The following is a 24,941-nucleotide window of genomic DNA, read 5'->3' on the forward strand; positions in this document are numbered from 1 at the left end:
CTTTATTCAGAAGCGACGAACGTGAGTTGGTAGACACAAACCTTTCGTTCTTTGCCTTGCATGCGCAATGTTTTGTCACCGACGTAAGGGATCTTTAGTTTTTGGATCACCGATTTAGAACGCAGATTGTCCACCAAATGCATCACGGTTATTCCGTTTAACTCAAAGTGCATTCGAGCAAATTCGAGTAAGGCTTTGGAGGCCTCGAATGCATAGCCTTTCCCCCAATGTGGCACGCCAACCCAGTAGCCTAATGTTCCGTACCCCTCTTCGATACGCGGTAAACTTACCGCACCAAGTAACTCCCCAGTGTTTCGCAAGGTAATAGCGTACGCCACGCCTTGATGCTGCTGATACATCGGATAGTGCCTATCTATCCATGCTTGCGCCATCGGTAGCTCATAAGGATGTGGGATGTTTGCTGTCATGTCGGCAATTCGCTTATCTCCAGCGAGTAAAGCCACTTGTTGGCAGTCATCGATATTGAATGGCCGGAGGACGAGTCTTTCGGTAGTGAGAATCGGTTGTATCGTCATGCATTTCTTCCTTGATGAGACGGCTATAGCTGCTAGCAACTGGTTTGCGGGGTAAATCAAGATAACAAGGCGTCTCGAAAGCTCGATCTAGCCAGCTGTAAAGTTGTCATGCGCCTTACTAAATAATAAGCCCGAACAATTGCTTATGTGTAATGTGTCGTATTATTACACACATAAGCACGTTTGCTCATATTGATGGTACAAAAGTTGAGGTCTGACCAATGTCTCAGTTTTTTGATACTTTCGTTCAATTTTTTGAAGATAGGGCACAAAAAATTAAAGGAGCTTTTTAATTGTGGAATTATTTTGAACAAAATATGTCAATTGTCAGTAGGACGAAAAAGTAGGGAGAAGAGAAATGCCGGATATATATTGCGCAGCTTGTAGAAAATCAACGCAACATAAAGTGATTATGAAGCGTTGCGAGCCTCAGTCTGTTGACTCGTTAACAGGCAAAATGGTGAGTTTTACACAGCTGATGGCGAAATTTGTATCAGGTGAACATTATTACGAGATGGAGCCTCAATACTACTGCCGTTGTTGTAATCATCGTGCAATTGGAGAGGTTGTTCCACATCCTACACGGCATACATCGGCCGCACTCTAACTCTGAGTGATAGCCATGATTAATGGCTAAATAGGGCGGCGTTGCCCGAACGACATATCTATACAGGCGTGTCATGCGCTTTCAAATTTGCGACTCCGCGGGAGCCGCTAGGTTGCTTTTTCTCTTCATATCACGGTTACTAAGTGAGCGGCAATAATCATAGCTCTTTCCCTCCTTCGTTGTTTTCTGGTTATTCTCTGCTGAATTTCACATGCTGTGCATTTGATGGTTTGCAATTTTTTGAGCAACGATTAATGTGATGCTTTCTAAGTGGTTACAAGGAAGTGGGTTAATGAGTTATCAATTGGACCGGATTGATTTACATATTTTGAGAGTGCTTCATTCGAGAGGCAGAATTCCAGTTGTAGAACTAGCAAAGCTGATTAACTTAACGACTTCTCCATGTTCTGATCGTGTAAAGCGGCTAGAAAAAGAAGGGTATATCAATGGTTATCATGCGGAGTTGAATGCGGAAAAGTTGGGGCTGGATGTGCAAGTATTCATCCATATTCGTTTAGACCAAACCAGTTTTTCTATTTTTGAAAAGTTTGCGAAAGCGGTGGAATTGATGCCTGAAATTGAAGAGTGCTACTCGCTCTCTGGAGATTTCGATACCATGATAAAAGTTCGTGTTAAGAGCATGAAAGCGTATCAGGAGTTTATGTCGAGCAAGTTAGGCACGCTTCCGGGCGTGATTCAAACTCGTAGTGAAGTGGTCATAGAAGAACATAAAACGGGATTTGGTGTTAATCCCGAGCTCCTTGGTTAGGCGAGGCATGTGTTGAGCCTCCTTATTTAGCGTGGCTTGGTATATTACTTTTTCACGATTAAAAAAGGAGCCGAAGCTCCTTTTTAATAAATCGGTGAGCGATTATGCCCCGATAAAGGTGCTGATAACGCCAATTAAACCACCAAAAACACCGCCCCAAACGACTAGCCATCCAAGGTGTTGTTTAATCATTTTTTGCACCATTTCTTTAACTAATGCCGGTGTTAATTCGCTTAAACGTTGATCGATGATACCTTCAATGTTCTGCTTTATCTCATCCATCATTGCAGGAGATTCGAATTGCTCTTTCAGTGCTTCTTTGATGTTATCGCTCTTGCTCAACTCAATGATGGATTCTTGCATCTTTTCGACGAAAGGTTGGCGCATGGGTTGTAGCGCTTCCGAGCCGCCAAACATCGCTAGCATGCCACCAAACTGAGAGCCTTCAATTACTTCCACTAGGGAATCAAATGCTGGATTTAAATCTACTTTCTCAATTACTGGTTGAAGATCGATGTTCACACCGCCCGCCATTTCTTTATTCAAGAATCGGTCAATGTTCGCTTCAGTAAAAAACTGTTCCATCATCAGGTTTTTGATAGCCAGTTTAAACTCTTCAAATCGTGCGGGGATCACGCCAGAACCGTATAATCCAGGCACTTTCTCAAACAGCATATGGATGGCAAGCCAGTTGGTGATGGCGCCTGAGAACGCAAACAGCCCTGCATACCAAAGATAGTCGTTTTGTAATTGATGACCTCCAGCCATCAAAGCGATAGCAAGGACATTCGTTAGCAAACTTTTGTTCATAGTGACCAGTTATATGTGAATATCGGAATAAATAAGTGGGCCTGATTCTATACCTAAGTCACATTGAGATGCTAGGTTTTGCCGTGATGAGTGACCGTGTTGCGAAGGGATAAAAATGGATGTACAGAAAAACAAAACCCGACAATCATTGTCGGGCCACTGCTTTTTCTTAGAAAAACTAAGATTCTATTTTTAATTTTAGATGCGGTAGATCTTACAACAAAGTTGGCATTTCCATCTTTCTGAGTAGCCAAATAGCTTGTCAGCCCAACTTGGTTTGAGTTGTACGATCTGCATTGAACCACATTTACACATAAGCTAATTACCTTATTGTTAATATAATAACTAAGCCATCTATTGAGTATAGCTGTTTCTCAAAAAGTGAAATGACAAATGAAGACGGCTCAATACTCTGTATTGTGTTCATTGCAATGGATACGCAACGAGGCGGTATATTAGCAGAAAAAGTGTGAGCTTTATCATGGAGAGTGTTTCATATATGAGAAACCACAATGGCTATATGAGCGTCTAGCCATGGATTAAAATAAAAAACGGCGCTTAAAGCGCCGTTTTTATTGAGCTTATCACTCGTTAAGAAGCGTGTTGATTGTCTAGCTCTTCAGCGATAAATCCGCCAGTTTGATGCGCCCAAAGCTGGGCGTAAATGCCGTTATTCGCAATGAGTTCTTGATGAGAACCTTGTTCAACGATGCTGCCTTTATCTAGCACGATGAGGCGATCCATTTGTGCGATGGTCGATAATCGGTGAGCGATAGCAATAACCGTTTTCCCTTGCATTAACTCATTCAAGCTTTCCTGAATCGCTGCTTCGACTTCTGAATCCAGGGCCGATGTGGCTTCATCCAATACCAGCAATGGTGCATCTTTGAGTAGCACACGAGATATTGCGATACGCTGACGTTGGCCGCCAGACAGTTTCACACCACGTTCACCAACTTGCGCATCGTATCCGACATTACCAAATGGGTCGGTCAGAGTTTCGATAAACTCATGGGCATGCGCTTGCTTAGTGGCTTTCAGCAAATCTTCTTCTGTCGCATCTGGATTGCCATACAAAATATTGTCTCGAATTGAACGGTGTAACAGAGAAGTATCTTGGGTCACCATACCGATCTTTGAGCGCAAAGAGTCTTGTGTGACTTCTGAGATGTTCTGTCCATCGATCTTAATGCTGCCGTCTTCGACATCGTGGAAACGAAGTAACAAGTTCACCAAAGTCGATTTCCCGGCGCCGGAGCGCCCAACCAAGCCTACTTTCTCTCCTGGTTTGATGTTGAGGTCGAGATGGCTAATCACGCCTTTGTTCTCACCGTAATGGAAGCTGACGTTATCAAAGTGAATGCCTCCTTCAGTGACAACCAAGTCTTTTGCGCCTGGTTTATCTTTAATATCAATAGGCTTAGAGAGCGTTTTCATTCCATCGACAACGGTTCCCATGTTTTCAAAGAGGGCGCCAACTTCCCACATTATCCACATAGACATACCGTTTACGCGCAATGCAAGACTAACAGCAATCGCAATCGCGCCAACGCTAATGGCACTATCCAACCACAGGTAAATCGATAAAGCAGCAACGGAAAATACCAAAATATAGTTTGAGATCTCTACAGCGACGTCGAAGCCGGTCACTAGGCGCATTTGACGATAGACCGTATTCAAAAATCCTTTCATGCCTTGCTCGGCATATTGGGTTTCGCGCTGGCTATGAGAAAACAGTTTGACGGTTTGAATATTGGTATAACTGTCGACGATACGCCCTGTCATTGTCGAACGTGCATCGGCCTGCGCTGAAGCGACGTCTTTGAGCTTAGGGACAAAATAGATTTGGATAGCGATGTAAGCGAGTAGCCAGACGATCATTGGGATCATCAAACGCCAGTCTGCCGTCGCTAACATAATGATCATGCTGGTGAAGTAAACCGTAACGTAAACAAACACATCCATAGCTTTCATCACGGTTTCGCGCACAGCTAATGAGGTTTGCATGACTTTCGTTGCGACTCGACCTGCAAAATCATCTTGATAGAAGTTCAAGCTTTGATTGAGCAAATACCGGTGTGCAAGCCAGCGGATAGACATTGGGTAGTTGCCCAATAACGTTTGATGAACGAGCAACGAGTACAAGATCACCAATATAGGCATGACAACCAGCAATAAGGCTCCGTAGAAAATCAAATCCGATTTATTGTCTTGTAAGAACGTTTCTGGATTGCTGGTAGACAACCAATCAACCAGTTGTCCCATGGCGCCAAACAACATTACCTCAACAACAGCCACAATTGTGGCCATCAAAGACATGATGATCAAAGGCTTTTCATAACCACGAGTGTAATAACGCAGAAAAGCGAACATCCCTGAAGGAGGCTGATCCGGTGTAGATTTGGGGAACGGCTCTGTAAAGCCTTCAAATCGTTTAAACATAACTCATCCTAAAGTTAAAACAGTGCCATTTGGGGTGGCTAAATCCATCGATTCACGCTGCTTTGGACGAAACCGCGTGTATGAGAGTTTCTTGCCTGCTCCTCGATAAAGCAGACCGATTGACGAGAGGGGCGAAAAAATAGTCTAACCGATTGTGTCTTAAATGTAACTAGTTGGTTATGAGTGTGATTGTCTATGGTTCTGATTCTTATGATGAATTCTTATCATGTTCATCGTGGTGCCATAAAAGCTTAAACCTGCAAAGTGACAATAAAATTTAAGGGAAAATGAACTTAATGCAGCAAAAATTACTTTTGTGCAATTAAATTAATTGTCAAAACAGCAAAACTGAAGTTAACAATAAATTTACAATCTCCTCATTCTAGTGATAAGGAATGTATTGGATGCTATTACACGAATCAGTGACCCAATTTGCTAATGGGAAAGAAGAAAGCACGCAAAGTGCTCAGCGCCAAACCGCAAACTGCGTAGTGATGGTGCCACCGAAAGAGTTTCGTTTTAATGAAGAAACCGCACAAGATAATGAGTTCCAACATAAAGTGTCACTCAGCCAAGAAGAAGTCTCACGTCGAGTAATGGCCGAGTTCGCGAGTATGGTTGCAACGCTGCGTCAAGAGGGCGTTCAAGTTGTTGAGTTTGATTATCCAACTTCAGATGTTGCGACGCCAGACGCGGTATTTCCAAACAATTGGTTTAGCACTACGCCAGATGGCACGTTGTACACCTTTCCAATGGCCTGTGAAAACCGTCAAAAAGAAGTACGTCCCGATGCGCTTGTGGCAGCACTAGCGCAAGCAGGGCGAGAAGTTCATCGACGCAGCAGTCTAACTGAATATCTTGATGAGCAAGCGTATTTAGAAAGCACGGGTGTGATGGTGTTTGACCACCTAAATAAAACGGTCTACGCCGCACTCTCACAACGTTGTGATCGTCTGGTTTTAGAAGATTACGCCGATCGTATTGGCTATGAACGAGTGATTTCTTTCCAAACTCGTTTGCCGTCTGGTGCGCCGATTTATCACACCAATGTGATGATGGCGGTTGGCGAACAGTTTTGCGTGATTTGTGACGAAGTGATCCCAGAATTTGAGCGTCGTTTTGTAATGAAGTCACTCGCCAAAGACAAGCAAGTCATCTCAATTTCGCTGGAGCAGATGAACCAGTTCTGCGGTAACATTCTGCAACTGGAAACGATCAACGGCGATAAGGTGATTGCGATGTCGCAATCGGCGTACGATGCATTCTCACCAGCACAAAGAAAGCAATTGGCAACGCACGGTAAATTGCTGCCATTCGACGTTTCTACCATAGAATCTATTGGTGGTGGTTCGGTTCGTTGCATGTTGGGTGAAGTGTTCTTACCGAATCGTAAAGCTGTGCTTTAATAAACTGCACATTTCTTTTCAGCCGCAGTGAAAGGCTGACGAAGCGTTCTCTTCAAGGGTTTTTAGCCGTTAGCTCTGTGGCAGTACAGACTAACGGCTTTTTTGCGCTTTTTTGTTTTCTGACGATTTGCATCGGCGCCGCTTGGTTTAAGCGCCTAAAATAGGATGGTTCACCTAACAGATTGTGGTAATTGTGGTAAAGTCCGCGCCTGCGTTTTACCGCATCTTCAATGTTTTTATTGCCTCTTCAACCAAAAGTACAAGGTTTCGCTAATGCCATTTTCTACTCTCTCATTGAGTTCTGAGCTGATTCACGCACTGCCAAAAGACTTCAAGAAACCGACCGATATTCAAGCGTTGGCCATTCCTGAGCTGTTGGCTGGTCAAGATCTATTGGCTTTGGCAAATACAGGCAGCGGCAAAACCCTTGCTTATGGTTTGCCTTTGTTGGAAAAGCTGGGTGTCAATCCAGAGCAAAAAGCGCTGATTCTTGTGCCAACTCGTGAGCTGGCAATGCAAGTGAGTGAAGCAATTAACCAAGTTGGTCAAGTTCTTGAACTCAACGCAGTGTGTTTGTGTGGCGGCGTTGATAAAGAGCAACAACAGCAGGCGCTAGCGACAAATCCTCATATCCTTGTCGCGACGACAGGTCGTTTGGTTGATCTGGCAAAAGACGGTTTAGACTTAAGCAATATCCACTACCTAGTGCTGGATGAGGCGGATCGTTTGTTGGATATGGGCTTTTGGCCTGACGTGCAAAATATTGCGGGGCTGATTTCAAACCAGCGCCAAACCGCAATGTTCTCCGCAACGTTTTCAGATGAGTTGAAGGGTAAAGCGAAGCTGCTTATGCAGGCACCAAAGCAAGTTGCAGCGCATCAAGAAAACAGCACCAACCAAGATATTGCTGAAACGCTGTACCTCGTTAACAAAGGCAGTAAAACCAAGGCATTGATTGAACTGATTCAAAAAAACGCGTGGACTCAGGCATTAGTCTTTATTGGTGCGAAAGAGAACGCCGATGGCTTAGCGAAGAAGCTGAATAAAGCGGGCATCTCAACCAATGCGCTGCATGGCAATAAGAGTCAAGATGAGCGAGAAGAAGCTCTGGCGCAGTTTAAATCTGGGCAAATTCAGGTGTTGATTGCCACCGATCTACTAGCGCGCGGCATTCACATTGAGCAATTGCCTGTAGTGATCAACTTTGAACTGCCAATGCATGCAGAAACTTACGTTCACCGAGTAGGGCGTACCGCTCGCGCTGGCGAGCAAGGTGTGGCGGTGTCATTGGTTTGTCATGGTGAAATGGACGCACTAAGCGCGATTCGTCACCTGACTCAACGTGCATTACCAGTGCAAGATCTGGCAGGTTTTCCAGTAACGGATAAGCCATCAACTGGCGAGAGCAAACGCGCGCCACGCGATAAAAAAGCCAACCGCCGAACTAATGCTAAGAAGAGCATTAAGCAGTTCCAAGGTAAGTCGAAACGCCCAGCCCCGAGTGCGAAGTAAACCAAAAAAACACGCTCTGACGGCATAGTCGGTTCAGAGCGTGGCTTAAATTTTACTTTGGGGTGTTAACCCACAGTTGGGCCAACCAAGCGCATTTCCCAATCTTCAACTTCGCCAGTTTCTAGGCGGCGCTCGACCAACTTGCCCCAAGACTCGACTAACGGCAGCTCAGACAGCTGAGTGAGTTCTTTTCTATCTAAACAGCCAGTGAAAACCGCGCCCATGATGCGAGCCAGTGGCCATTCTGGATAAGGTCTTTCGCACAGAATAATCTCGTCGCCTGCACCGATATCGCCTTCTTCCAACACTCGGAAATACCAGCCTGTTCGAAGCGTATCTTGCAGTCTTCTCGCCATATCGTGTTGGTCAAAGCGTACGTTAAGTTTCCAACAAGGCATGCGACCTTGCGACACTTCCAGTAGTGTTGAGCCGATGCGAATTTTATCTTTCAAGCAAATCGTGGATTCGGTGACGCCTTCGGAGCTGATGTTTTCGCCAAAGCCGCCGGCGGATTGGAAAATGGTTCTTTCGCCTAATTCTTGTTGCCAGATTGGGTAGTGCTCGCTTGGGTAAATATGAAGCGCTTTTTGAATGCCACCATGAAAGCGCGGATCACCTTGCTCATCACTGATAAAACCGAGCTCTGTTGCATGCTGGCGCTCAGGCAGCACTTGTTTGTTGATTGCGCTTTGCGCACCATGAGCATAAGGGACGGTTTTCCCTGCTAGCACAGCTTTTACGACGCCGATTTTCTTCATGTAACCTCCTTATTATTTGAATGAGAGATAAAGTGTTTACCTTCATTCGCGATGCGGAGCATGATAGCCTAGTAAACTTGTGTCGGTGTAGGGGTGAAAAGACAACTAACAATGCTAACTCGCCAAATTGATTCGAAGTCAGGCGTCGTCACCTCCAATGAGATGATGGCCGCGAATTCCCATTCTCCTGTTTTAGTGAAAACCATCGACATGCCAAAAGGTTACATTGATGCGCTGCATCAACACACTTGGCATCAAATCATCTTTCCTATCAAAGGGTTATTGCAAACACAAACGGAGCATTATCAGCATTTGGTTCCGCACACCTCTGCGTTATTTGTTCCTGCGGGTGTTCAACACGAGTCGATTGCTCTAAGCAACACGATATTTGTTGGTATTTACCTCAACCCTGAGTTTGGCGCAACGTACGAGCCACAAGTGAGAACCATTGCTTTAACGTCGTTTTTAAATGAGCTTTTACAAGAGATCCGCAGACAGTGTGAAGGTGAGACAAGCCACGAAGAAGTGCTGCATTTGCTGGCGGTGCTGCATGATCAAATTTTGAAACGCAACGTGCAGACATTTCAGTTATTGCTGCCACAAGACAGACGACTAAAACTGATTTTCGAGCAGTTGACCGACGAGCCCGCGTTGAGCTGTTCGCTAAAAGAGTGGGGGGAGAAAATTGGGGCGTCTGAGCGTACTTTATCACGGTTGTTCGCCAAGGAATTCAACACTTCATTTCTGCTTTGGCGGCAACAAATTCGGCTAATTTACTCGCTTTCTTTGTTAGATGAATCGTTGTCAATCCAAGCCATTGCAGACCTAGTGGGTTATCAAAACGACTCATCCTACATCAAAGCATTTAAAGCCTATTTTGATATGACGCCACAACAGTTTAGAGTGAACGGCGTATCGCGCAGGTAGAAATACAGAGCTTCGACTTCACTTAATGTTTTTGAGTAGAAGTTACGAAACTTTCTTTTTGAATTTCAATTACATGGTATGAATAACAATGGCACCAACGATAAATACTCGAGTGAATCAATTCTGTTTTGGTCAACCCAAAACATCGCTGTCGTTGGAAAAAGAGCCCCTCAATCCGCTTGCTCAGGGCAAGGTTCGGGTGAGACTGGAAGCTACAAACATTAACCCAAGTGACTTGCTTTCCATTCATGGTGTTGGGCAATACCGCCGCGTTCACGTACCACCTCGCGTGCCGGGGTTTGAAGCGGTTGGGCGTGTGGTGGAAGTCAGTGCAGTTGGTCAAACTGACCTTCAAGTTGGGCAAAAGGTGTTGGTGGCGATGAGTGGTACTTGGCAATACTACATAGATGCCTCGCCTGAGAATCTTTTTCCGCTACCTGAGAGTTTGGAGAACGGCTATGCCTGTCAGTTGTACATCAACGCGTTAACCGCGTGGGTGATCACCACTAAAGTAGCTAAGTTGAACAAAGACGATGTGGTGATCATCAATGCAGCAGGGTCAGCGATCGGTAAGATATTTGCCCAGCTCGCCCATTCACTGGGTTTTGCACTGATTGCTGTGACCTCAAAGCGAGACGAGTATCCGTACGATACCATTCCAGTGTTGGACGCAAAGAAAGACTTACAAGCGCAGCTGCAAACGCGCCAACTGCCACAACCAACGGTCGCTCTGGACGCGATAGGTGGTGAGGCTGGCACGGATCTCATTCGTACCTTGAAAGAAAACGGCCAATACATCAACTACGGAACATTGTCGTTAACGCCTTATACGCCTGAGTTTTTTGAATCGATGAAGGCCAACAACATCGACTTTAGTACATTCTTTTTGCGGTATTGGGAAGAATCGGTAGGTAAAGGCGGGAGAAAGACGGTGTTCGCTGAAATGTTAGAACACTTTATTAGCAGCGACATAAAGTTAAACGTTGCATATGATCTGTCGTTAGAGGACTTTCAAACAGCGATTGAAATGGTTGAGCGACGCTCGTCAGCAGTGTCAGGAAAAATCATTTTGACGCTGTGAATTACAGTGGGCCTGTTGAGAAAAGGGAGGATAAAATCCTCCCTTTTTTATGGGTTTATTTGTAATGATAGGGCTATTTTAGATGGAAGATTTGCTCTGTTTCGAGCGATGTCATCGCACGTACTTGACGCCAAATGTAATAAAAAATACCGAACATCATCAACATACTTGGGATGGCAATCATTGGGTAACTGTACAGCGTCATTTTTCCTAACTCTTCGTTAAAGGCAGCAGTACCAGAAGGGCTAGTCACAATCCAAGTCGCAAGGAAGTAGTTCATTGCAGATGAAAACGCAAAAGTACTTGCAAACAGGTAGTTAGAAGACATAAGGCAACGTTCGAACGCATCGGTTTTACCATTTTCTTTTAAACGTTGGTTAATCAACGCGAGGTTCAACACAGTGTCATTCAGTACTAACTTCTGCATCAGCGGGTAGCGGGTAAACGTTGAACCCAAAACCGCTAATCCGATCAGGCCAGGAATCAGGGCTTCTTTTAGTGCTAACCAGCGTGTATCAAGCTCTAACAAGCCGATGCCACCAGTTAGTAGAACACTGATAAAGCCCAGAGCAGAAATAAAGTTAAATTTCTTGTTACGGACAAGGTCCATACCGCCATAAATGATAGGAAATAGCAAAGCGACAACCAGCGCCATTGCTGTCCCTAGATGCTCATCGCCACTAAACTTCATCAAAATGAAGGAAGGGATAAATACGTTGAAAAGGATTTCAAATAAGGGATTCGGCTTTTTCGCCGTCGTGTTACTCATAATGTTTTACTGACTCTACTCTATGTCGGCTGTTATTGTACTTTGACAAGAAGTGTTCATCTAGTCGCGCTTGATGTAAAGCGTTAAAGCGTCGAGTTGTGTAACGACTTATGAAATAGACCGGAGCATAGCCAGTTAGTTTACATGATTGACTACTTTTTGTGTCTTAATGACTCTCCTTCTGTGCGATGATCTGATTACGCGCTCTGAATAATCGAGTCGCCACTGTGTTGTGGTTGAGCCTCAAGGCTTGGGCAATTTCATCATGATTCAACCCAGCCACTAAGCTCAAGAGCAACGGCTCTCGGTATTTGGGTTCGAGAATCATCATTTGTTTTTGAAGCCAATCTTGGGCCATGTCGTAGTCACTGCCAGGGTAGGTTTTTGTCTGTATTGCACACTCATCAATGTCGACAAAATCGTACTGTTTTCTATCAAAGCGCCGAGCATTCTCACGACGCAAAATAGTAATGAGCCAAGACTTCGCGGCGTTGGGGTCATTTAATTTATCAAAGAATCGCCACGCTTTCAGAAAGGTTTCTTGCGCTAAATCTTGAGCAAGGTGGTGATCTTTGCATAACCAATACGCGAGACGGTAAATCTCTTGGTATCGATCTCTCGTCAGTGCTTCGTAACGTTTATGTTTTTCCATAGCATTAAGATAAAAAGTTTGGAGAGCACGTTGTGTCTGCCAGATGAACGACAACCCTTTTTATCGCTTTTACAGTGATAAAAAGGGTTGTTCGATTAGGAAGACAAATTCGAAGAGTTAACCTTCCAAATATCGAAGGGTGACTCTGATTTCTTTCTTACACGCTTAAAATGGTTGGTTGGAAAAGCGTGAGTACTGGATGGCATCTGCGACTTCCTGAGCTTTAGACTCTGAAGTCATAAGGTGAAGTAGCTTAAGAGCAGCTTGATAGCTAACTAGGCTACCGTTCGAAGTGATAACGCCATCATCAATGACAAAATTCTGGTCGACTTGTACTTTGACTGCTGGGTAATCTCTTTGAAAGCCGTTTTCACCTCCGGCCCAAGTTGTTGCTTTTTTGCCGTTTAAAAGGCCAGCTTCGGCTAACAAATACGCGCCAGAGCAATTACTTGCCATCCAATCTGCCGCCTTTGAGGTAGTTTTAATAAAGTGAATGAGATCTTTATTTTCGATTAGTGCATCCATGTCATAGCTGGATGTTAAAACCAATACGTCGAGTTCCGGCAGATCACCAATCCAAGCATCCACACCAATTTTTAATCCTTCTTCAGTGGTGATGGTTTTCTGATCTGAGACGGAAATGGTGAGCACGTCATAATCACTAAACCAAGTGAGACGACTTGCGACGCCAAAAACCTCTAAAGGCGCAGTAACATCAGAGGTCAGTACGCCATCGTAAACCAGAATACCAATTCGTTTATCTGCGGCATGTGCTGTTTGAAGCACCCCAAAGAATAGGACTAGTGTCGCTATCAATAGTTGTAGTGCATTCTTCAATCCGTTTTTACCCATGGTTTTTCCTCGCTAACAGAGCATCAAGTTATTGAGGTTCATTATATTTAGGCTAATTAGTGATTGAAGAGCCACTTGGTCTTTACTAAAGTGAATAAAATTCATGAATAGAGTTCATTGGTTATATGGATAAGATACGGTCCCTACGATTTTTTATTGCCACTTTAGATGGCGGTAGTTTTGCTGCGGCTGCCAAAGTGTATGGCACTGACCCTTCGACCGTGAGCAAAGCCATACATCGTCTTGAAAGCGATTTGGGTATACAGCTTTTTCAACGTTCTACGCGACAGAGCCGCCTGACAGAAGCTGGTCGTAGGTACGCAAATACTGCTAGGTTTGTACTGGAGGAGCTGGCGGCATGTGAGGATTCATTAAAAAGTCACAATGATGCGCTTTCAGGGCAGCTTAAGATTAATGTGCCAGTCTCGTACGGTCGCCTCTATATTCGTCCTTTATTAAAAGAGTTTTGTCGCCGCTACCCTAACATCACTATCGATATTCATTACGATGACGCCTACGTTGATATTATTGAGCAAGGTATTGATGTGTCGATTCGCTCTGGTGTCGTTCACGATAGTCAATTGATTGTGCGTCAGCTCAGCCCTATCGATTTTATCATTTGTGCCAGTCAGGATTACTTAGCGCGCCATGGTGTTCCGAGTGGCCCGGATGTATTCAATGACCATTCTTGGGTTCGTTTTCGTTTTAAACAAACGGGGAAACTGTTGCCGATTCGGATGCCAGAACCAGACGGTGCGAGTGAATATGACCCCGAAAGAAACTACATTGTAAATGACGGTGAATCCATGGCAGAGCTTTGCGCAGAAGGCTTAGGATTAACTCAGATCCCTCATTTTATCGCGAGAGACTGGCTTAAAGCGGGGCGTTTAGTGCCGATATTTCCGAGCATGCGCCAAGCAGGAAATGGCGTGTATCTTCTCTATGCCAACCGGGAATATGTGCCTGCCCGAGTGAGGGTGTTCATCGATTTTATCACTCAAGCAATACAGGATATGGATGAAACGCCATTCCATACTTGGGCTGAAACGTTGCCGATTTATCGACCGAACCAAGGCGATTGAAAACTTCATGTGAGTCTTTGGTTAAAAAACCCTAAGCTATATGGTGCTTTTATTGGTTTTTGTTAGTTTATTGGGCGTTATTATCGAAAAGCGCAGTTTGCTCTTCGTCACTCATAAAGGAAAGACAATGCCAACTAAGATCTTAGTGCCTGCTTTGGCCCTACTTCTCAGCGCATGTGGCGGCGATGGGGAGTCGTCAGCCCCAGCAGAAAGCGGCTCACAAAACACAGGTTCCACATCGTCACAAGGCACATTTGCCGAGCAGATGCTTGCAGCGGTCAACAGCGCCCGCTCTACTACACAACAGTGTGGCGCAACCACCATGCCACCTGTTGGGGCCCTGACTTGGAGCTACGATTTGGAAAGCGCCGCTTATCGACATTCAAGCGATATGGCGAACAGCGATTTCATGAGCCACACAGGCTCTGATAGCAGCAAAATGTCAGATCGAGTTAACGCAACGGGCTATGCTTGGAGCGCCATTGGTGAGAATGTCGCAGTAGGGCAAAGCAGCATTAACGCCGTCGTTAATGCTTGGTTATCGAGTGAAGGCCACTGCCTTAATATCATGAGTGCGGATTTTGATCAGATGGGCGCGTCGCTTGTCGAAAATCACTCTGCACGCTACGGGTATTACTGGACTCAGGTTTTTGCCAAACAGCGCTAATGCGATAAAGAAGCCCGATAGATAAAAAATAAAACGCCAGCAGTCACTATCTGCTGGCGTTTTATTATTTACATCTCTTTTAGCTTGTCAGGTTACGAAGTTTTGGGTCATCCGCCAGGTATTCAACAAATTCAATCTCAAAACCGGCAGGGTCAACAAAATACACATTCTTGCGGTATGGTTCATCAGCACCAGGTTGGGCAATCGGATAACCTGCATCGGTTAGTCTTTTGATGATTGCATCGACGTTGTTGGTCACATAAGCAAAATGCGCTAGCCCAACTTGGTGCCCGCTCAACTCGCGGTTTTCTCCTTCGCCATGGTCACTCATGGCTATGTATTGATACTCGTCGCCAAAATGTAGCCAGTTTCTTGGCTTGCCACTCCATTCGCCTTTACCTTCATCACGCACGTACCAATGTGGAAATGCAGTTTGGTAAAACTTCAGCATTTCAGGGATATCTTTCACGACTAAGTTAATATGTTCTAGTTGGATCATGATGTGCTCCTTTTTGTCATTTTCTAGCCAACGATGAATATGCTAAAACCTCAAGTAAAGTTGAGGTAAAGGGCTTTTTTAAAATTTTTTAGGGTTGATATCTTTGGATCTGGATACATTGAGAGATTCGGTGGGTTTGGTGCTTTGAATCTGAGAGCTGGGTTAGGGGCTTGCAACCTTGTCTCACCTTTTGTTTGTTCGTGTTCTTGCTAATCATTTTCGATCGAGTTTGTGGTGAGTAGATTCCCAGCCTCACCTAGGTTCGCGGGAATGACGGAAAGAGAGTGCTAAACGAAGAGCGTCATTCTGAAAGAGCCTAAGCGAGTATTCAGAATCTACTTTCAGTGTGTTGTTATGTTGCGTTGTGAATTGAACTATCCGCGAGCACAGAACCAGTTCCTCCCTTTTGAGCTCTGCGTGTTGAGAGCTTCGGAGTTTGATACAAGGGGAGGTTAGGTGGGGTTGCTGGTTTGAGGTTGAATGTTGGGTAAGGTGCTTGCAACCTTGTTTCAACTTTTGTTTGTTCGTGCTACTCATTTTCGATCGAGTTTACGGTGAGTAGATTCCGAGTCTCACCTAGGTTCGCGGGAATGACGGAAAGAGAGCTAAACGAGCAGCGTCATTCTGAAGGAGCCTAAGCGAGTATTCAGAATCTACTTTCAGTGTGTTGTTATGTTGCGTTGTGAATTGAATTATCCGCGAGCACAGAACCAGTTCCTCCCTTTTGAGCTCTGCGTGTTGAGAGCTTCGGAGTTTGATACAAGGGGAGGTTAGGTGGGGTTGCTGGTTTGAGGTTGAATGTTGGGTAAGGTGCTTGCAACCTTGTTTCAACTTTTGTTTGTTCGTGCTACTCATTTTCGATCGAGTTTACGGTGAGTAGATTCCGAGTCTCACCTAGGTTCGCGGGAATGACGGGGAGAGAACGATAAACGAACAGCGTCATTCTGCAAGAGCCTAAGCGAGTATTCAGAATCTATTCGCAGCGCGTTGTGATGCTGGTGGAGTGAACTGAATTATCCGTGATTGTAGAGCCATTCCCTCCAGTTTGAACTCGGAGCGCTGAGAGATTTGCTTACACCTCTCCCCAAACCAAAAAAGCCAGCAGTTAATATCTGCTGGCAAAGTCTTTGGGCTTCTAGGTTTTTTGATTGTATTTCTTGTTACTCATCGCTGTCACGGTGCCCCGATTGGTTTTCCGGGGAAGAAAACACAGCACCGTGCGCTTTGTGCTCAAGAAATTGGAGATTAACCTTGCTTACGGATTAGGTAGTCAAATGCGCCTAAGCTTGCTTTTGCACCTTCACCCATCGCAATGATGATCTGTTTGTAAGGAACGGTTGTTGCGTCACCGGCTGCGAAGACACCTTCTAGGCTAGTATCGCCACGGCTGCCGACTTCAATTTCGCCGCGCTCAGATAGGGCTACTTCTGAATCTTTTAGCCATTCTGTGTTCGGTACTAGACCGATTTGAACAAAGATACCTGACAATTCAATCTCTTTGATTTCATCTGTGTTGCGGTCTTTGTACTTCAAGCTTGTTACGCGAGTACCGTCACCCACTACTTCAGTAGTTTGCGCCATGGTGATGATGTCTACATTTGGTAGTGAGTTCGCTTTGTCGATAAGCACTTGGTCTGCGCGAAGTACGTCTGCGAATTCAAGAACCGTTACGTGTTCTACGATACCAGCAAGGTCGATAGCCGCTTCGATGCCTGAATTACCACCACCGATAACTGCGGTTTTCTTGCCTTTGAACAGTGGACCGTCACAGTGTGGGCAGTATGCGACACCCTTGTTGCGGTACTCTTGCTCACCCGGAACGTTCATTTCACGCCAGCGTGCACCAGGGCTAAGGATGACACTCTTACTCTTCAGCGTTGCGCCGCTTTCAAGTTGGATGTGAATCAAACCATCTTCTGTGTGTGCTGCGCCCATTAGCTTCTCAGCTTGTTGCTCAGTCACGACGTCTACGTCGTATTCTTTTAGGTGTTCTGCTAGGTCTGTTGCTAGTTTTGGACCTTCAGTACGTTTTACTGAAATGAAGTTCTCGATTGCCATGGTGTCCATAACCTGACCACCAAAACGCTTAGCAACAACGCCAGTACGAATACCTTTACGAGCAGCGTATAGAGCAGCTGCGCTACCGCCAGGACCACCGCCGACAACAAGTACGTCGTATGGGTCTTTTTCGCTCAGTGCCTTCGCGGCTTTCTCGCTCGCGCCGTCATCCACTTTGTTTAGGATTTCAGTTAGAGACATACGACCTTGACCGAATAGCTCACCGTTCACGAATACGCTTGGTACGGCCATGATGTCGCGTTGTTTCACTTCATCTTGGAACAAGCCACCGTCGATCATGGTTGCTTTTACTTTCGGGTTGATCGCCGCCATTATGTTGAACGCTTGAACCACGTCCGGACAGTTTTGGCACGACAGTGAAATGAAGATTTCTACGTCTAGATCTTTGTCTAGTGCTGCGATTTGCTCAATCACTTCTGGTTCTAGTTTGATTGGGTGACCGCCAGAGTGAAGCAGTGCCAATACTAGAGAGGTAAATTCGTGACCCATTGGCAAGCCTGCAAAGCGTAGTGCTGTGCCTTTTGCTGGGTTAGTTACCGCCATCACTGGTTTACGTGCGCTTGCGTTGTCGTCACGTTCAACGGTGATTAGGTCGCTCATCTCTGCGATTTGGTTCGCTAGAGACAAAATGTCATTTGATGCTTTGCTTTCATCTAGACTAACCACTAAACGAACTTCTTCTTTTACATTAGCCAGATATTGTTTGAGTTGTTGTTGGATCGCTTGGTCTAACATAGTTGTTACTACCTTAATTAAATAGTTACCAATCAAAACAAGTATTTGTTCATTCTTGCTAGCTAAAATCGTTGATAACTGCGTTATAGATTTTGTAGTTAGAGTAACTAGCTATCGAAAATCTATGCCTGGTTCTAAACGATTTTTTCTACGCAATTACTGCACACCTACTTATTCAGATAGGTAATAAAAAGTGGTTACTGTAGATAAAACCTGAGGGGGAGAGAGCAAATCAGGCAGAAGGTCGTCAAGGTATCTAACCTGAAGTGCTCTCTAATTCAGTTCTAATCAGAAAAAGGAAATCGGGAACTGATTAGAACTTAAATTTCAGTGGCTTAGATTTTGCCAACTAGGTCTAGTGATGGAGCTAGTGTCTCTTCACCTTCTTTCCATTTCGCTGGGCAAACTTCGCCTGGGTGCGCTGCTACGTATTGAGCTGCTTTCACTTTGCGTAGTAGGTCTTCTGCGTCACGACCGATACCTTCAGCAGTGATTTCCATTGCTTGGATAGTACCTTCAGGGTCGATTAGGAACGTAGCGCGGTCTGCAAGACCTTGACCTTCACGCATCACACCGAAGTTGTTTGTGATGTTGCCTGTTTGGTCGCCAAGCATGTAGTACTGAATCTTACCGATTGTGTCTGAGCTGTCGTGCCATGCTTTGTGAGTGAAGTGTGTGTCAGTTGATACTGAGTAAACTTCTACGCCACGTTTTTGTAGCTCTTCGTAGTGGTCTGCTAGGTCGCCCAGTTCTGTTGGACATACAAACGTAAAGTCTGCTGGGTAGAAGAAGAATACTGCCCATTTACCTAGAACGTCTTGTTCTGTTACTTCAACGAATTCGCCGTTTTTGTACGCTGTAGCTGCAAATGGTTTGATTTGAGTATTAATCATAATTTACTTTCCTTTGAATGTTTTAAGCTGAGCTGTTGTTGCTTTCGGAAAGTATATTCTCATCGGAGTGTGTTTAAGGAAAATCGCTTGTAACTATCCTATTGATAGCCATTTCCTATTTCACTTGATAGGGAAATCCGATGTAAGTGGGTTTGCTTTGATAGGTTTTATTGAAGATGAAGGCGGATTAGCAATAGAGAATACTGATGATGTACTGAAGTAGATCGTCTAGCTAAGATCGAAAGAGCCTGCATCTCGGCAGGCTCTTTCTTATCGGAAGTGGGGAAGCGGATGCTTCTATCTTGTTAGCTCAGATTGTCGAGCACTTTGCCGCACAACTTCTTCAGCATGATCATTTCATCCAGCTCTAATGTGATTTTACACATCATGGCGTTTGGCACTGACTTGGCTTGTTCTTTAAGGTCACGACCTTGCTTGGTTAGGTTGAGTACGCGAACGCGCTCATCGGTTTCACTGCGACCACGCTCTACATAGCCTTTTGCTTCTAAGCGTTTAAGCAGCGGCGTGAGTGTGCCTGAGTCCAAATGCAGTTGTGATCCCAGCTCTTTCACGCTGGCACCGTCTTTCTCCCACAGCACCATCATCACTAAGTACTGCGAATAAGTCAGATCAAGCTCGTCCAACAACGGGCGGTACGCTCGGATCACTGCATTTGCTGCGCTGTAGAGCGGGAAGCAAACTTGGTTTTCGAGTAAGAGTTTATCGTCGTCGGTCATGGTGTTGTCGGTGTAACACTGGCTCATTGGCGTTGCCTACCTGCTCATAGAGAAAGAGAGTCATAAAATAAATTGTGCACAATATAGTTGCAAACGATCTTCACTTCGATATAAGATTGCAAGCAATTAAATTGTGCACAACTTAAATTAAGAAGGACACTCGCATGACTACTCTATACAAAACTCAAGCTACCGCTTTGGCTGGTCGTAATGGTCAAGTAAAAACAGATGACGGTCTTCTCGATCTAGAGCTGTCATACCCGAAGGAAATGGGCGGCACAGGTGCAGCAACTAACCCAGAACAGCTTTTTGCAGCGGGCTATTCGGCGTGTTTTTCTAACGCGATTCTGCACGTAGCACGTGAAGGTAAAGTAAATCTGAAAAGTGCACCCGTAACAGCGGAAGTGGGCATCGGTCCGAACGATAACGGCGGCTTTGCACTAACAGTGAGCCTAGCGGTAGAGCTAGACATGCCACAAGAGCAAGCGCTAGAGCTAACGCGCATTGCACACCAAGTTTGCCCATACTCAAACGCAGTTCGTGGCAACATTGATGTGGCAGTAACGGTAAACGGCGAAGCAATTTAAGCGTTCTTATTACTGCACAAAGACAAGAAAGCCTGCAAGTACGCAGGCTTTTTTTGATTGGTATGAGTCGAGAATACTTAACGCGACTCTAGCGGGTAAGAGCGGTAGCTCCACATGCCGTAGGTACGCAGAGCATCGCGGTAGATACCAAGCAGTTCGCCATCGCTGGCTTTGGCTAAGTCTTTCAGTGGCTTGTCTGGGTAGCTCACTGTGTCAAAAGTGATGTCTTGTGGTCCAGTTTGCCAGCTTGCGATTTCAAACAAGGTTTGACCACGGCGTACGTGGCTCGCTGAGCTGATGATGGTCGCGTGTTTAATGTTATGACGTGCCAATGCGTAGCTGCTGAATAGAGCGTTACCTACCGTGCTGGTGGCGTAGTTTTCTTCAATGATGCGATCTTTGCTGATGCCTTTTTCAATCAGCCAATCCGCCATTAACTTGCCTTCAGTTTTGTGGTTCTTTGGTACGCCGCCCGTCAATACGATCAATGCGTCTGGGTTTGCTTTTGCCATGGCTAGCGTGGTTTCCAAACGCTCAACCAAGATCTGGTGCATTGAACCATCTGGGTTCAGCGCGTATCCCAAAGTGACGATTGCGCCTTTGTCATCCAGTTTGCCTTTGTCGGCTTTCTCTTTCAGCGGCGTTGCAAGTACGCGGTCTACGGTGTCGAAGATGCGTTGGATGTCTGCGGCTTTACCTGCATTGAGCTTAGTGAGCGTCGCCATGTGTTTCGCTGATTCCGCTTGGTTGCCCTCAAAGCGTTGCCATACCGCTAAGTAAGCGTGCAAATCCACATCGTCTGGCGCAACAGAAAGGGCTTGTTCAAACAGTTCAATCGCGCGGTCTGCATTCTTGTTGTAGATCTGCGCGTTTGCTGCAGAAATCAGTAGATCAGTGCGGTACGGCTCAAGTTTGTACGCTTCTAATAAGCGGTCGGTAACAATCTCCATGTTGCTCGGCATTTTGGCGGTAAAACCCGCATGCGAGATACGCGCAGGGGATTTGAATGCCTGTACGGCGTCGTTGAGAAGTTGGTCGACAACCTGACGTTTAGTGACGATCTGTGAGTAGTCGGCGGAAGATTGGACGGCAGCGTCGTTAGCCGCGATAGAGTATGGGGCTGCAGTCAGCGCAATCACGCTACCAAGAGCAATGGCAAGTAAGTTCTTCTTCATGGAATTTCCTAGAGGTGCTGTAGTACCTAGTTTTTATTGTGCCTAGCGTTGTAGGTCGAACGGGGTCGATGGAGTTTTTTCAGTCTAGGTTCGCTTCATGAATAATCTGTGAAATGAATCCCAACTCAGCCGAGCGAATGAACGCGCGTGGTCAAAACGCGAAGTAGGATCACGAAAAGAATGAGGTATTCGTTCGTGTTCTAAGTAATTGGATTAAAAGATAAACAGCGTTTGAAAGAACGGATTTAAGCAACCAGAACAAGAAATGAAAAAGCCTGCAACGATGCAGGCTTTTGGTTTATTTGATGGCGGTGCAGAAGCTAACGTCTGCATGGTGTGTTTGTGGGTCGAAGCTGTGGTAAAGCTCAAAGCAAGGGCGGTCGTCGTTCTCAATACCGGATTCAATTACCTTGCTCATGACATCATCCCACGCTTTTGAGTATTGGCTCGGGTCAGTAATGTGCTGGCGCATCACCGCATATTGACCGCCGGGGAAGTCTTGTAGCTCAATCCCTTTCGGAACTTCCGTATCTTCTGGCACCATCAAGCAGATGTCAGTACGGCACTTCTCGTCTGGCGTGATTTCAGGATTGTCGTGGTAGATGAAGATGCAGGTATTGCCCGCCAAACCTTTCATTCCTGCCCATTGATACAAGCGACCTGATGGCTCCTCATAGCCTTGGCCGTAAGGGCCGTTTAGGCGAATGTAAGCCAGTTTTGCTTTTTCAAAGTTTTGCGTTTCCATTGTCATGCTCCATTTGGTGAGTTCAGAGCCAGTATATGAATCGCTTGGTGTTACTTCGTTTCCATTCTTGCGCAACGTGTGTCCAATCTTGCTGTTTCGTGCTAATTCAGAAAACTGCTGGTAGTTTTCGCAGTCGCGAAAGGCCGTAGGTGTAACGCCATAATGTTGCTTGAAGGCTTTGGCTAAGCTCTGTGAGCTAGAAAATCCGTACTCTAAGGCAATGTTTAATACCGGTTGCTTGGATTTGAATAAGTCATCGGCGGCGGCTTCTAGACGCAAACGTCGAATGAAATCAGCCAATGTCTCGCCTTGCACGGCTTTGAAGGTGCGATGAAAGTGATAAGGAGAAAGGTTCGCCAGCGCGGCCACTTCTGGCAGATTGAGTGGTTCATTAAAGTGTTGTTCTAAATAACGAATCACAGGAACCAGTCGTTGGTGGTAGTCGACGCGCATCGGGGGATTTCCTTGTTCTGTTCAGCTTGTTTTCTCTGCTCAAAGCCTACCGCAATCCAACAAGCTTGCAAGGGAGCAGCGTGAGAAATGCGTGGCGAGATGAGCGTCAATCAGTCACACTCAACGAGCAGATGTTTAAGCAAAAACGTTGCGCCCATTATCTTTACTAACCGCTAGGACAATCATGATAGCTTGGAAACAGTCTCTGCCAGAGTACGAATGGCTCATTCATCAAGTTTGGTACTTGGAAGTGCCAGAGGGTGAAGTCATTGACCCCAAGCCGCACCTTATCCCAAACCCGCGTGCTCATTTACTCTTTACGCCACCAGAGCAAGGCTACAGCTACGACACGGGACACACAAAGCTTGCTGGCAAAGGCTGCCACTTGTTAATGGCTAACGAACATTTACTGTTGTTGGAAGATACGGCTCCCATCAAGCGTATTGGTATCACCTTTCGCCCAGAGGGTTTTTATGCCATTGAATCACGGTTTAGTGATGCATCCCAAGTTAGTGCAATTAACCAATGCGAATGGTTTGATAGGCTTAACGCGGCGTTTGATGAGCGCTTTCAACAAGGCTTATGGCAGTTAGAGTTGCAAGGTTCATCGCAATGTTTGCTGAACTACATCAAACAACATTTAGATGCGTTAGATATCGAACCTTGCCGTACCAAACCGTTTTTGGCGTCACAAAAAGCGGTATCCGTGATGGACGCTCAAGCGCTACGTTCACCTGAGTTAGCGATGGATATTGATGAGATAGCCAAACAGTGCGCCTGTTCTCGCAGAACGCTTGAGCGCAGTTTCAAACAAGTGGTGGGGTTGAGCGTTAAGCAGTATCAACAAATGGCGCGTCTGGATCAGATGATTTTGACTCTCTACAAGCAACAAGAAGTGATTGATTGGGCGAGTTTCTCACAACAATTTGGTTTCAGTGACCAATCGCATTTGATTCGTACCCTCAAACATCAGCTAAGAAAAACGCCGAGCAAATACCTGAAAAAACGTGACTTAACCATCGATATCTATGGCGATTTTGAGTCGTAATACATTGCTAATCAGCCCGAAAGTTGTCGCAAAAATCCAATTTTTCTCTTATCCGCTGGGCTACTATTTTCAGCAGATAACGAGGTAACACATGTCATATCAAAAACTAAAACAAGGCGAAGCCATTCCATTTAATGAATCGTTGACTATCCAACTGATTCAAGGCTCTGATCTACAAGATATTATCGAGATGCTGAACGACGATAAGGTCAATCAGTATCTGTTCTTCGCACCTGCTGATAACAACCTGTATGAAGGCTTCTTTGGCCCTATTATTGAAAATACGGCACAAGCGATTAAAGACGGTGTTTGGTCAGATAGCCCAACGTTCGTGATTCGTGACCAGCAAGGTCAGTACATGGGAATGTGTGCGGTGACCGCAGTGATGTTCTTAACTGGCAACTACGAAGTGGGTTATCAGTTACCTACTTGCGCATGGGGCAAAGGCGTCGCGACTCGCGCTTGCCAAATGATGACCGAGATTGGATTTACTGAGTTAAACGCCCATAAAGTCAGTGCCGATTGCTACGCTTCTAATGCTGGTTCTTACAAGACGTTAGAGAAAAATGGTTTTACTCAAGAAGGCCGTCAGAAAGACTACTATAAACTAGAGCAAGGCTTTGACGACAAGCTCTACTACGGTATGACCGCAGAGCAATTCGCGTCTTTAAATCGCTAATAATTAGCCGACAAAAAAGTAGCTAACAACAACGTAGCGAACAAAAAAGGCCGTTAACCCACATGCTCGGGTTAACGGCCTTTTCTATATTCAGCGCTAAATGGCTAAGACTTAGTTGCCTTGGTTTTGGCTTTGAAGCTTCTCTTTTGCTTCTTCAACCTTTGAGAAATCCAATCCCAACTCGTCTACGGCTTCTTTGATTAGCGCAGGGTTTTGCATCACTTGCGCCATCAGCATTTGTAGCTTGTCTTGTGGCAAACCTAGTTGGCTGATTGTTGCCATTGCCGCTAGAGGGTTTTGCGTCAGAGTCTGAAAAATCTCGTTGATTTGCTCATCGCTGATGTTGTTCTCTTTTAGCAGCGCAATAATCGGGTTCATCGCATTTCCTTTTAATCACAGAATGAAATAGAACCCGAGTTTATCATTTGGCTGAGCTTGGTT

25 protein-coding genes are annotated in these 24,941 nt (G+C 45.4%); 11 read left to right on the forward strand and 14 right to left on the reverse strand.

Annotated elements, in window-relative coordinates; translation table 11 throughout:
* Positions 1-2: 2 nt before the first annotated feature.
* On the reverse strand, positions 3-536 hold the full coding sequence (locus R7P80_RS10540; protein ID WP_005383553.1) for a GNAT family N-acetyltransferase: 534 nt from the start codon (positions 534-536) through the stop codon (positions 3-5).
* 358 nt (positions 537-894) lie between these two features.
* Between R7P80_RS10540 and R7P80_RS10545 the strand changes: the two genes are divergently transcribed.
* Both R7P80_RS10545 and R7P80_RS10550 read left to right on the forward strand, forming a co-directional pair.
* Positions 895-1,143: a hypothetical protein gene (locus R7P80_RS10545; RefSeq protein WP_005374593.1), complete on the forward strand. Its 249-nt coding sequence runs from the start codon at positions 895-897 to the stop codon at positions 1,141-1,143.
* 292 nt (positions 1,144-1,435) lie between these two features.
* A complete protein-coding gene (locus R7P80_RS10550; protein WP_005374595.1) occupies positions 1,436-1,912 on the forward strand; it encodes an Lrp/AsnC family transcriptional regulator in 477 nt (158 codons plus the stop codon).
* 102 nt (positions 1,913-2,014) lie between these two features.
* Here R7P80_RS10550 and R7P80_RS10555 read toward each other — a convergent pair whose 3' ends face one another.
* Entirely contained in the window at positions 2,015-2,722 is a 708-nt protein-coding gene (locus R7P80_RS10555; RefSeq protein WP_005383549.1) for a DUF445 domain-containing protein, read from the reverse strand.
* 591 nt (positions 2,723-3,313) lie between these two features.
* The gene (locus R7P80_RS10560) at positions 3,314-5,164 is read right to left on the reverse strand and encodes an ABC transporter ATP-binding protein (protein ID WP_005374597.1); all 1,851 of its coding nucleotides are present in this window, start codon (positions 5,162-5,164) and stop codon (positions 3,314-3,316) included.
* Positions 5,165-5,568: 404 nt separating this feature from the next.
* Here R7P80_RS10560 and R7P80_RS10565 point away from each other — a divergent pair, with 404 nt between their 5' ends.
* Both R7P80_RS10565 and R7P80_RS10570 read left to right on the forward strand, forming a co-directional pair.
* The gene (locus tag R7P80_RS10565; RefSeq protein WP_158173298.1) at positions 5,569-6,570 is read left to right on the forward strand and encodes an arginine deiminase-related protein; all 1,002 of its coding nucleotides are present in this window, start codon (positions 5,569-5,571) and stop codon (positions 6,568-6,570) included.
* Positions 6,571-6,843: 273 nt separating this feature from the next.
* Positions 6,844-8,082 carry a DEAD/DEAH box helicase gene (locus R7P80_RS10570; RefSeq protein WP_225491596.1) on the forward strand — a complete coding sequence of 413 codons (1,239 nt, stop codon included), beginning with the start codon at positions 6,844-6,846 and terminating at the stop codon, positions 8,080-8,082.
* 65 nt (positions 8,083-8,147) lie between these two features.
* Here the strand turns inward: R7P80_RS10570 and R7P80_RS10575 are convergent, their stop codons facing one another.
* Positions 8,148-8,840, reverse strand: a complete 693-nt coding sequence (locus R7P80_RS10575) for an MOSC domain-containing protein (RefSeq protein WP_005374601.1) — start codon at positions 8,838-8,840, stop codon at positions 8,148-8,150.
* A 111-nt stretch (positions 8,841-8,951) separates the two neighbouring features.
* Between R7P80_RS10575 and R7P80_RS10580 the strand changes: the two genes are divergently transcribed.
* Together R7P80_RS10580 and R7P80_RS10585 are read left to right on the forward strand one after the other, a co-directional pair.
* Positions 8,952-9,767: an AraC family transcriptional regulator gene (locus tag R7P80_RS10580; RefSeq protein WP_225491642.1), complete on the forward strand. Its 816-nt coding sequence runs from the start codon at positions 8,952-8,954 to the stop codon at positions 9,765-9,767.
* A gap of 88 nt (positions 9,768-9,855) precedes the next feature.
* On the forward strand, positions 9,856-10,848 hold the full coding sequence (locus tag R7P80_RS10585) for a zinc-dependent alcohol dehydrogenase family protein (protein WP_054578591.1): 993 nt from the start codon (positions 9,856-9,858) through the stop codon (positions 10,846-10,848).
* Positions 10,849-10,921: 73 nt separating this feature from the next.
* Here R7P80_RS10585 and R7P80_RS10590 read toward each other — a convergent pair whose 3' ends face one another.
* From R7P80_RS10590 to R7P80_RS10600, 3 genes are all read right to left on the reverse strand, one after another.
* Positions 10,922-11,617, reverse strand: a complete 696-nt coding sequence (locus R7P80_RS10590) for a VC0807 family protein (RefSeq protein WP_005383527.1) — start codon at positions 11,615-11,617, stop codon at positions 10,922-10,924.
* 166 nt (positions 11,618-11,783) lie between these two features.
* The gene (locus R7P80_RS10595; protein WP_258616870.1) at positions 11,784-12,314 is read right to left on the reverse strand and encodes a sigma-70 family RNA polymerase sigma factor; all 531 of its coding nucleotides are present in this window, start codon (positions 12,312-12,314) and stop codon (positions 11,784-11,786) included.
* A gap of 120 nt (positions 12,315-12,434) precedes the next feature.
* Complete coding sequence (locus R7P80_RS10600; protein WP_005374612.1) at positions 12,435-13,121, reverse strand: DJ-1/PfpI family protein; 687 nt, start codon at positions 13,119-13,121, stop codon at positions 12,435-12,437.
* Positions 13,122-13,246: 125 nt separating this feature from the next.
* Between R7P80_RS10600 and R7P80_RS10605 the strand changes: the two genes are divergently transcribed.
* Both R7P80_RS10605 and R7P80_RS10610 read left to right on the forward strand, forming a co-directional pair.
* Positions 13,247-14,203: a LysR family transcriptional regulator gene (locus R7P80_RS10605; RefSeq protein WP_017820076.1), complete on the forward strand. Its 957-nt coding sequence runs from the start codon at positions 13,247-13,249 to the stop codon at positions 14,201-14,203.
* A 127-nt stretch (positions 14,204-14,330) separates the two neighbouring features.
* Positions 14,331-14,870, forward strand: a complete 540-nt coding sequence (locus R7P80_RS10610; protein ID WP_031778865.1) for a CAP domain-containing protein — start codon at positions 14,331-14,333, stop codon at positions 14,868-14,870.
* Positions 14,871-14,949: 79 nt separating this feature from the next.
* Here the strand turns inward: R7P80_RS10610 and R7P80_RS10615 are convergent, their stop codons facing one another.
* The 4 genes from R7P80_RS10615 to R7P80_RS10630 form a co-directional block, all read right to left on the reverse strand.
* The gene (locus R7P80_RS10615; RefSeq protein WP_005374615.1) at positions 14,950-15,369 is read right to left on the reverse strand and encodes a VOC family protein; all 420 of its coding nucleotides are present in this window, start codon (positions 15,367-15,369) and stop codon (positions 14,950-14,952) included.
* Positions 15,370-16,614: 1,245 nt separating this feature from the next.
* On the reverse strand, positions 16,615-18,183 hold the full coding sequence (ahpF, locus tag R7P80_RS10620; RefSeq protein ID WP_225491598.1) for an alkyl hydroperoxide reductase subunit F: 1,569 nt from the start codon (positions 18,181-18,183) through the stop codon (positions 16,615-16,617).
* Positions 18,184-18,518: 335 nt separating this feature from the next.
* Positions 18,519-19,076 carry an alkyl hydroperoxide reductase subunit C gene (ahpC, locus tag R7P80_RS10625; RefSeq protein WP_005374632.1) on the reverse strand — a complete coding sequence of 186 codons (558 nt, stop codon included), beginning with the start codon at positions 19,074-19,076 and terminating at the stop codon, positions 18,519-18,521.
* 305 nt (positions 19,077-19,381) lie between these two features.
* Complete coding sequence (locus tag R7P80_RS10630) at positions 19,382-19,840, reverse strand: MarR family winged helix-turn-helix transcriptional regulator (protein ID WP_005374637.1); 459 nt, start codon at positions 19,838-19,840, stop codon at positions 19,382-19,384.
* 137 nt (positions 19,841-19,977) lie between these two features.
* Here R7P80_RS10630 and R7P80_RS10635 point away from each other — a divergent pair, with 137 nt between their 5' ends.
* Complete coding sequence (locus R7P80_RS10635; protein WP_005374640.1) at positions 19,978-20,400, forward strand: organic hydroperoxide resistance protein; 423 nt, start codon at positions 19,978-19,980, stop codon at positions 20,398-20,400.
* 77 nt (positions 20,401-20,477) lie between these two features.
* Here R7P80_RS10635 and R7P80_RS10640 read toward each other — a convergent pair whose 3' ends face one another.
* Complete coding sequence (locus R7P80_RS10640) at positions 20,478-21,575, reverse strand: YdcF family protein (protein ID WP_005374642.1); 1,098 nt, start codon at positions 21,573-21,575, stop codon at positions 20,478-20,480.
* Positions 21,576-21,873: 298 nt separating this feature from the next.
* Positions 21,874-22,773 (reverse strand): GyrI-like domain-containing protein, encoded by a 900-nt coding sequence (locus tag R7P80_RS10645; RefSeq protein WP_225491599.1) that lies wholly within the window; start codon positions 22,771-22,773, stop codon positions 21,874-21,876.
* Between the two features lie 184 nt (positions 22,774-22,957).
* Between R7P80_RS10645 and R7P80_RS10650 the strand changes: the two genes are divergently transcribed.
* Together R7P80_RS10650 and R7P80_RS10655 are read left to right on the forward strand one after the other, a co-directional pair.
* Positions 22,958-23,821, forward strand: coding sequence for a helix-turn-helix domain-containing protein (locus tag R7P80_RS10650; protein WP_225491600.1), 864 nt, complete (start codon positions 22,958-22,960; stop codon positions 23,819-23,821).
* Between the two features lie 91 nt (positions 23,822-23,912).
* Entirely contained in the window at positions 23,913-24,500 is a 588-nt protein-coding gene (locus tag R7P80_RS10655) for a GNAT family N-acetyltransferase (protein ID WP_017820080.1), read from the forward strand.
* Positions 24,501-24,611: 111 nt separating this feature from the next.
* Here R7P80_RS10655 and R7P80_RS10660 read toward each other — a convergent pair whose 3' ends face one another.
* On the reverse strand, positions 24,612-24,878 hold the full coding sequence (locus R7P80_RS10660) for a DUF2999 family protein (protein ID WP_004746427.1): 267 nt from the start codon (positions 24,876-24,878) through the stop codon (positions 24,612-24,614).
* Positions 24,879-24,941 lie beyond the last annotated feature (63 nt).

It is taken from the genome of Vibrio sp. 2092, assembly GCF_033339635.1.
GTDB classification, from domain to species: Bacteria; Pseudomonadota; Gammaproteobacteria; order Enterobacterales; family Vibrionaceae; genus Vibrio; species Vibrio alginolyticus.

Coding starts and splice junctions, on each gene's coding strand:
- R7P80_RS10540 (WP_005383553.1), bottom strand. CDS start 536: ATGACGATACAACCGATTCTCACTACCGAAAGACTCGTCCTCCGGCCA.
- R7P80_RS10545 (WP_005374593.1), top strand. CDS start 895: ATGCCGGATATATATTGCGCAGCTTGTAGAAAATCAACGCAACATAAA.
- R7P80_RS10550 (WP_005374595.1), top strand. CDS start 1,436: ATGAGTTATCAATTGGACCGGATTGATTTACATATTTTGAGAGTGCTT.
- R7P80_RS10555 (WP_005383549.1), bottom strand. CDS start 2,722: ATGAACAAAAGTTTGCTAACGAATGTCCTTGCTATCGCTTTGATGGCT.
- R7P80_RS10560 (WP_005374597.1), bottom strand. CDS start 5,164: ATGTTTAAACGATTTGAAGGCTTTACAGAGCCGTTCCCCAAATCTACA.
- R7P80_RS10565 (WP_158173298.1), top strand. CDS start 5,569: ATGCTATTACACGAATCAGTGACCCAATTTGCTAATGGGAAAGAAGAA.
- R7P80_RS10570 (WP_225491596.1), top strand. CDS start 6,844: ATGCCATTTTCTACTCTCTCATTGAGTTCTGAGCTGATTCACGCACTG.
- R7P80_RS10575 (WP_005374601.1), bottom strand. CDS start 8,840: ATGAAGAAAATCGGCGTCGTAAAAGCTGTGCTAGCAGGGAAAACCGTC.
- R7P80_RS10580 (WP_225491642.1), top strand. CDS start 8,952: ATGCTAACTCGCCAAATTGATTCGAAGTCAGGCGTCGTCACCTCCAAT.
- R7P80_RS10585 (WP_054578591.1), top strand. CDS start 9,856: ATGGCACCAACGATAAATACTCGAGTGAATCAATTCTGTTTTGGTCAA.
- R7P80_RS10590 (WP_005383527.1), bottom strand. CDS start 11,617: ATGAGTAACACGACGGCGAAAAAGCCGAATCCCTTATTTGAAATCCTT.
- R7P80_RS10600 (WP_005374612.1), bottom strand. CDS start 13,121: ATGGGTAAAAACGGATTGAAGAATGCACTACAACTATTGATAGCGACA.
- R7P80_RS10605 (WP_017820076.1), top strand. CDS start 13,247: ATGGATAAGATACGGTCCCTACGATTTTTTATTGCCACTTTAGATGGC.
- R7P80_RS10610 (WP_031778865.1), top strand. CDS start 14,331: ATGCCAACTAAGATCTTAGTGCCTGCTTTGGCCCTACTTCTCAGCGCA.
- R7P80_RS10615 (WP_005374615.1), bottom strand. CDS start 15,369: ATGATCCAACTAGAACATATTAACTTAGTCGTGAAAGATATCCCTGAA.
- ahpF (WP_225491598.1), bottom strand. CDS start 18,183: ATGTTAGACCAAGCGATCCAACAACAACTCAAACAATATCTGGCTAAT.
- ahpC (WP_005374632.1), bottom strand. CDS start 19,076: ATGATTAATACTCAAATCAAACCATTTGCAGCTACAGCGTACAAAAAC.
- R7P80_RS10630 (WP_005374637.1), bottom strand. CDS start 19,840: ATGAGCCAGTGTTACACCGACAACACCATGACCGACGACGATAAACTC.
- R7P80_RS10635 (WP_005374640.1), top strand. CDS start 19,978: ATGACTACTCTATACAAAACTCAAGCTACCGCTTTGGCTGGTCGTAAT.
- R7P80_RS10640 (WP_005374642.1), bottom strand. CDS start 21,575: ATGAAGAAGAACTTACTTGCCATTGCTCTTGGTAGCGTGATTGCGCTG.
- R7P80_RS10645 (WP_225491599.1), bottom strand. CDS start 22,773: ATGCGCGTCGACTACCACCAACGACTGGTTCCTGTGATTCGTTATTTA.
- R7P80_RS10650 (WP_225491600.1), top strand. CDS start 22,958: ATGATAGCTTGGAAACAGTCTCTGCCAGAGTACGAATGGCTCATTCAT.
- R7P80_RS10655 (WP_017820080.1), top strand. CDS start 23,913: ATGTCATATCAAAAACTAAAACAAGGCGAAGCCATTCCATTTAATGAA.
- R7P80_RS10660 (WP_004746427.1), bottom strand. CDS start 24,878: ATGAACCCGATTATTGCGCTGCTAAAAGAGAACAACATCAGCGATGAG.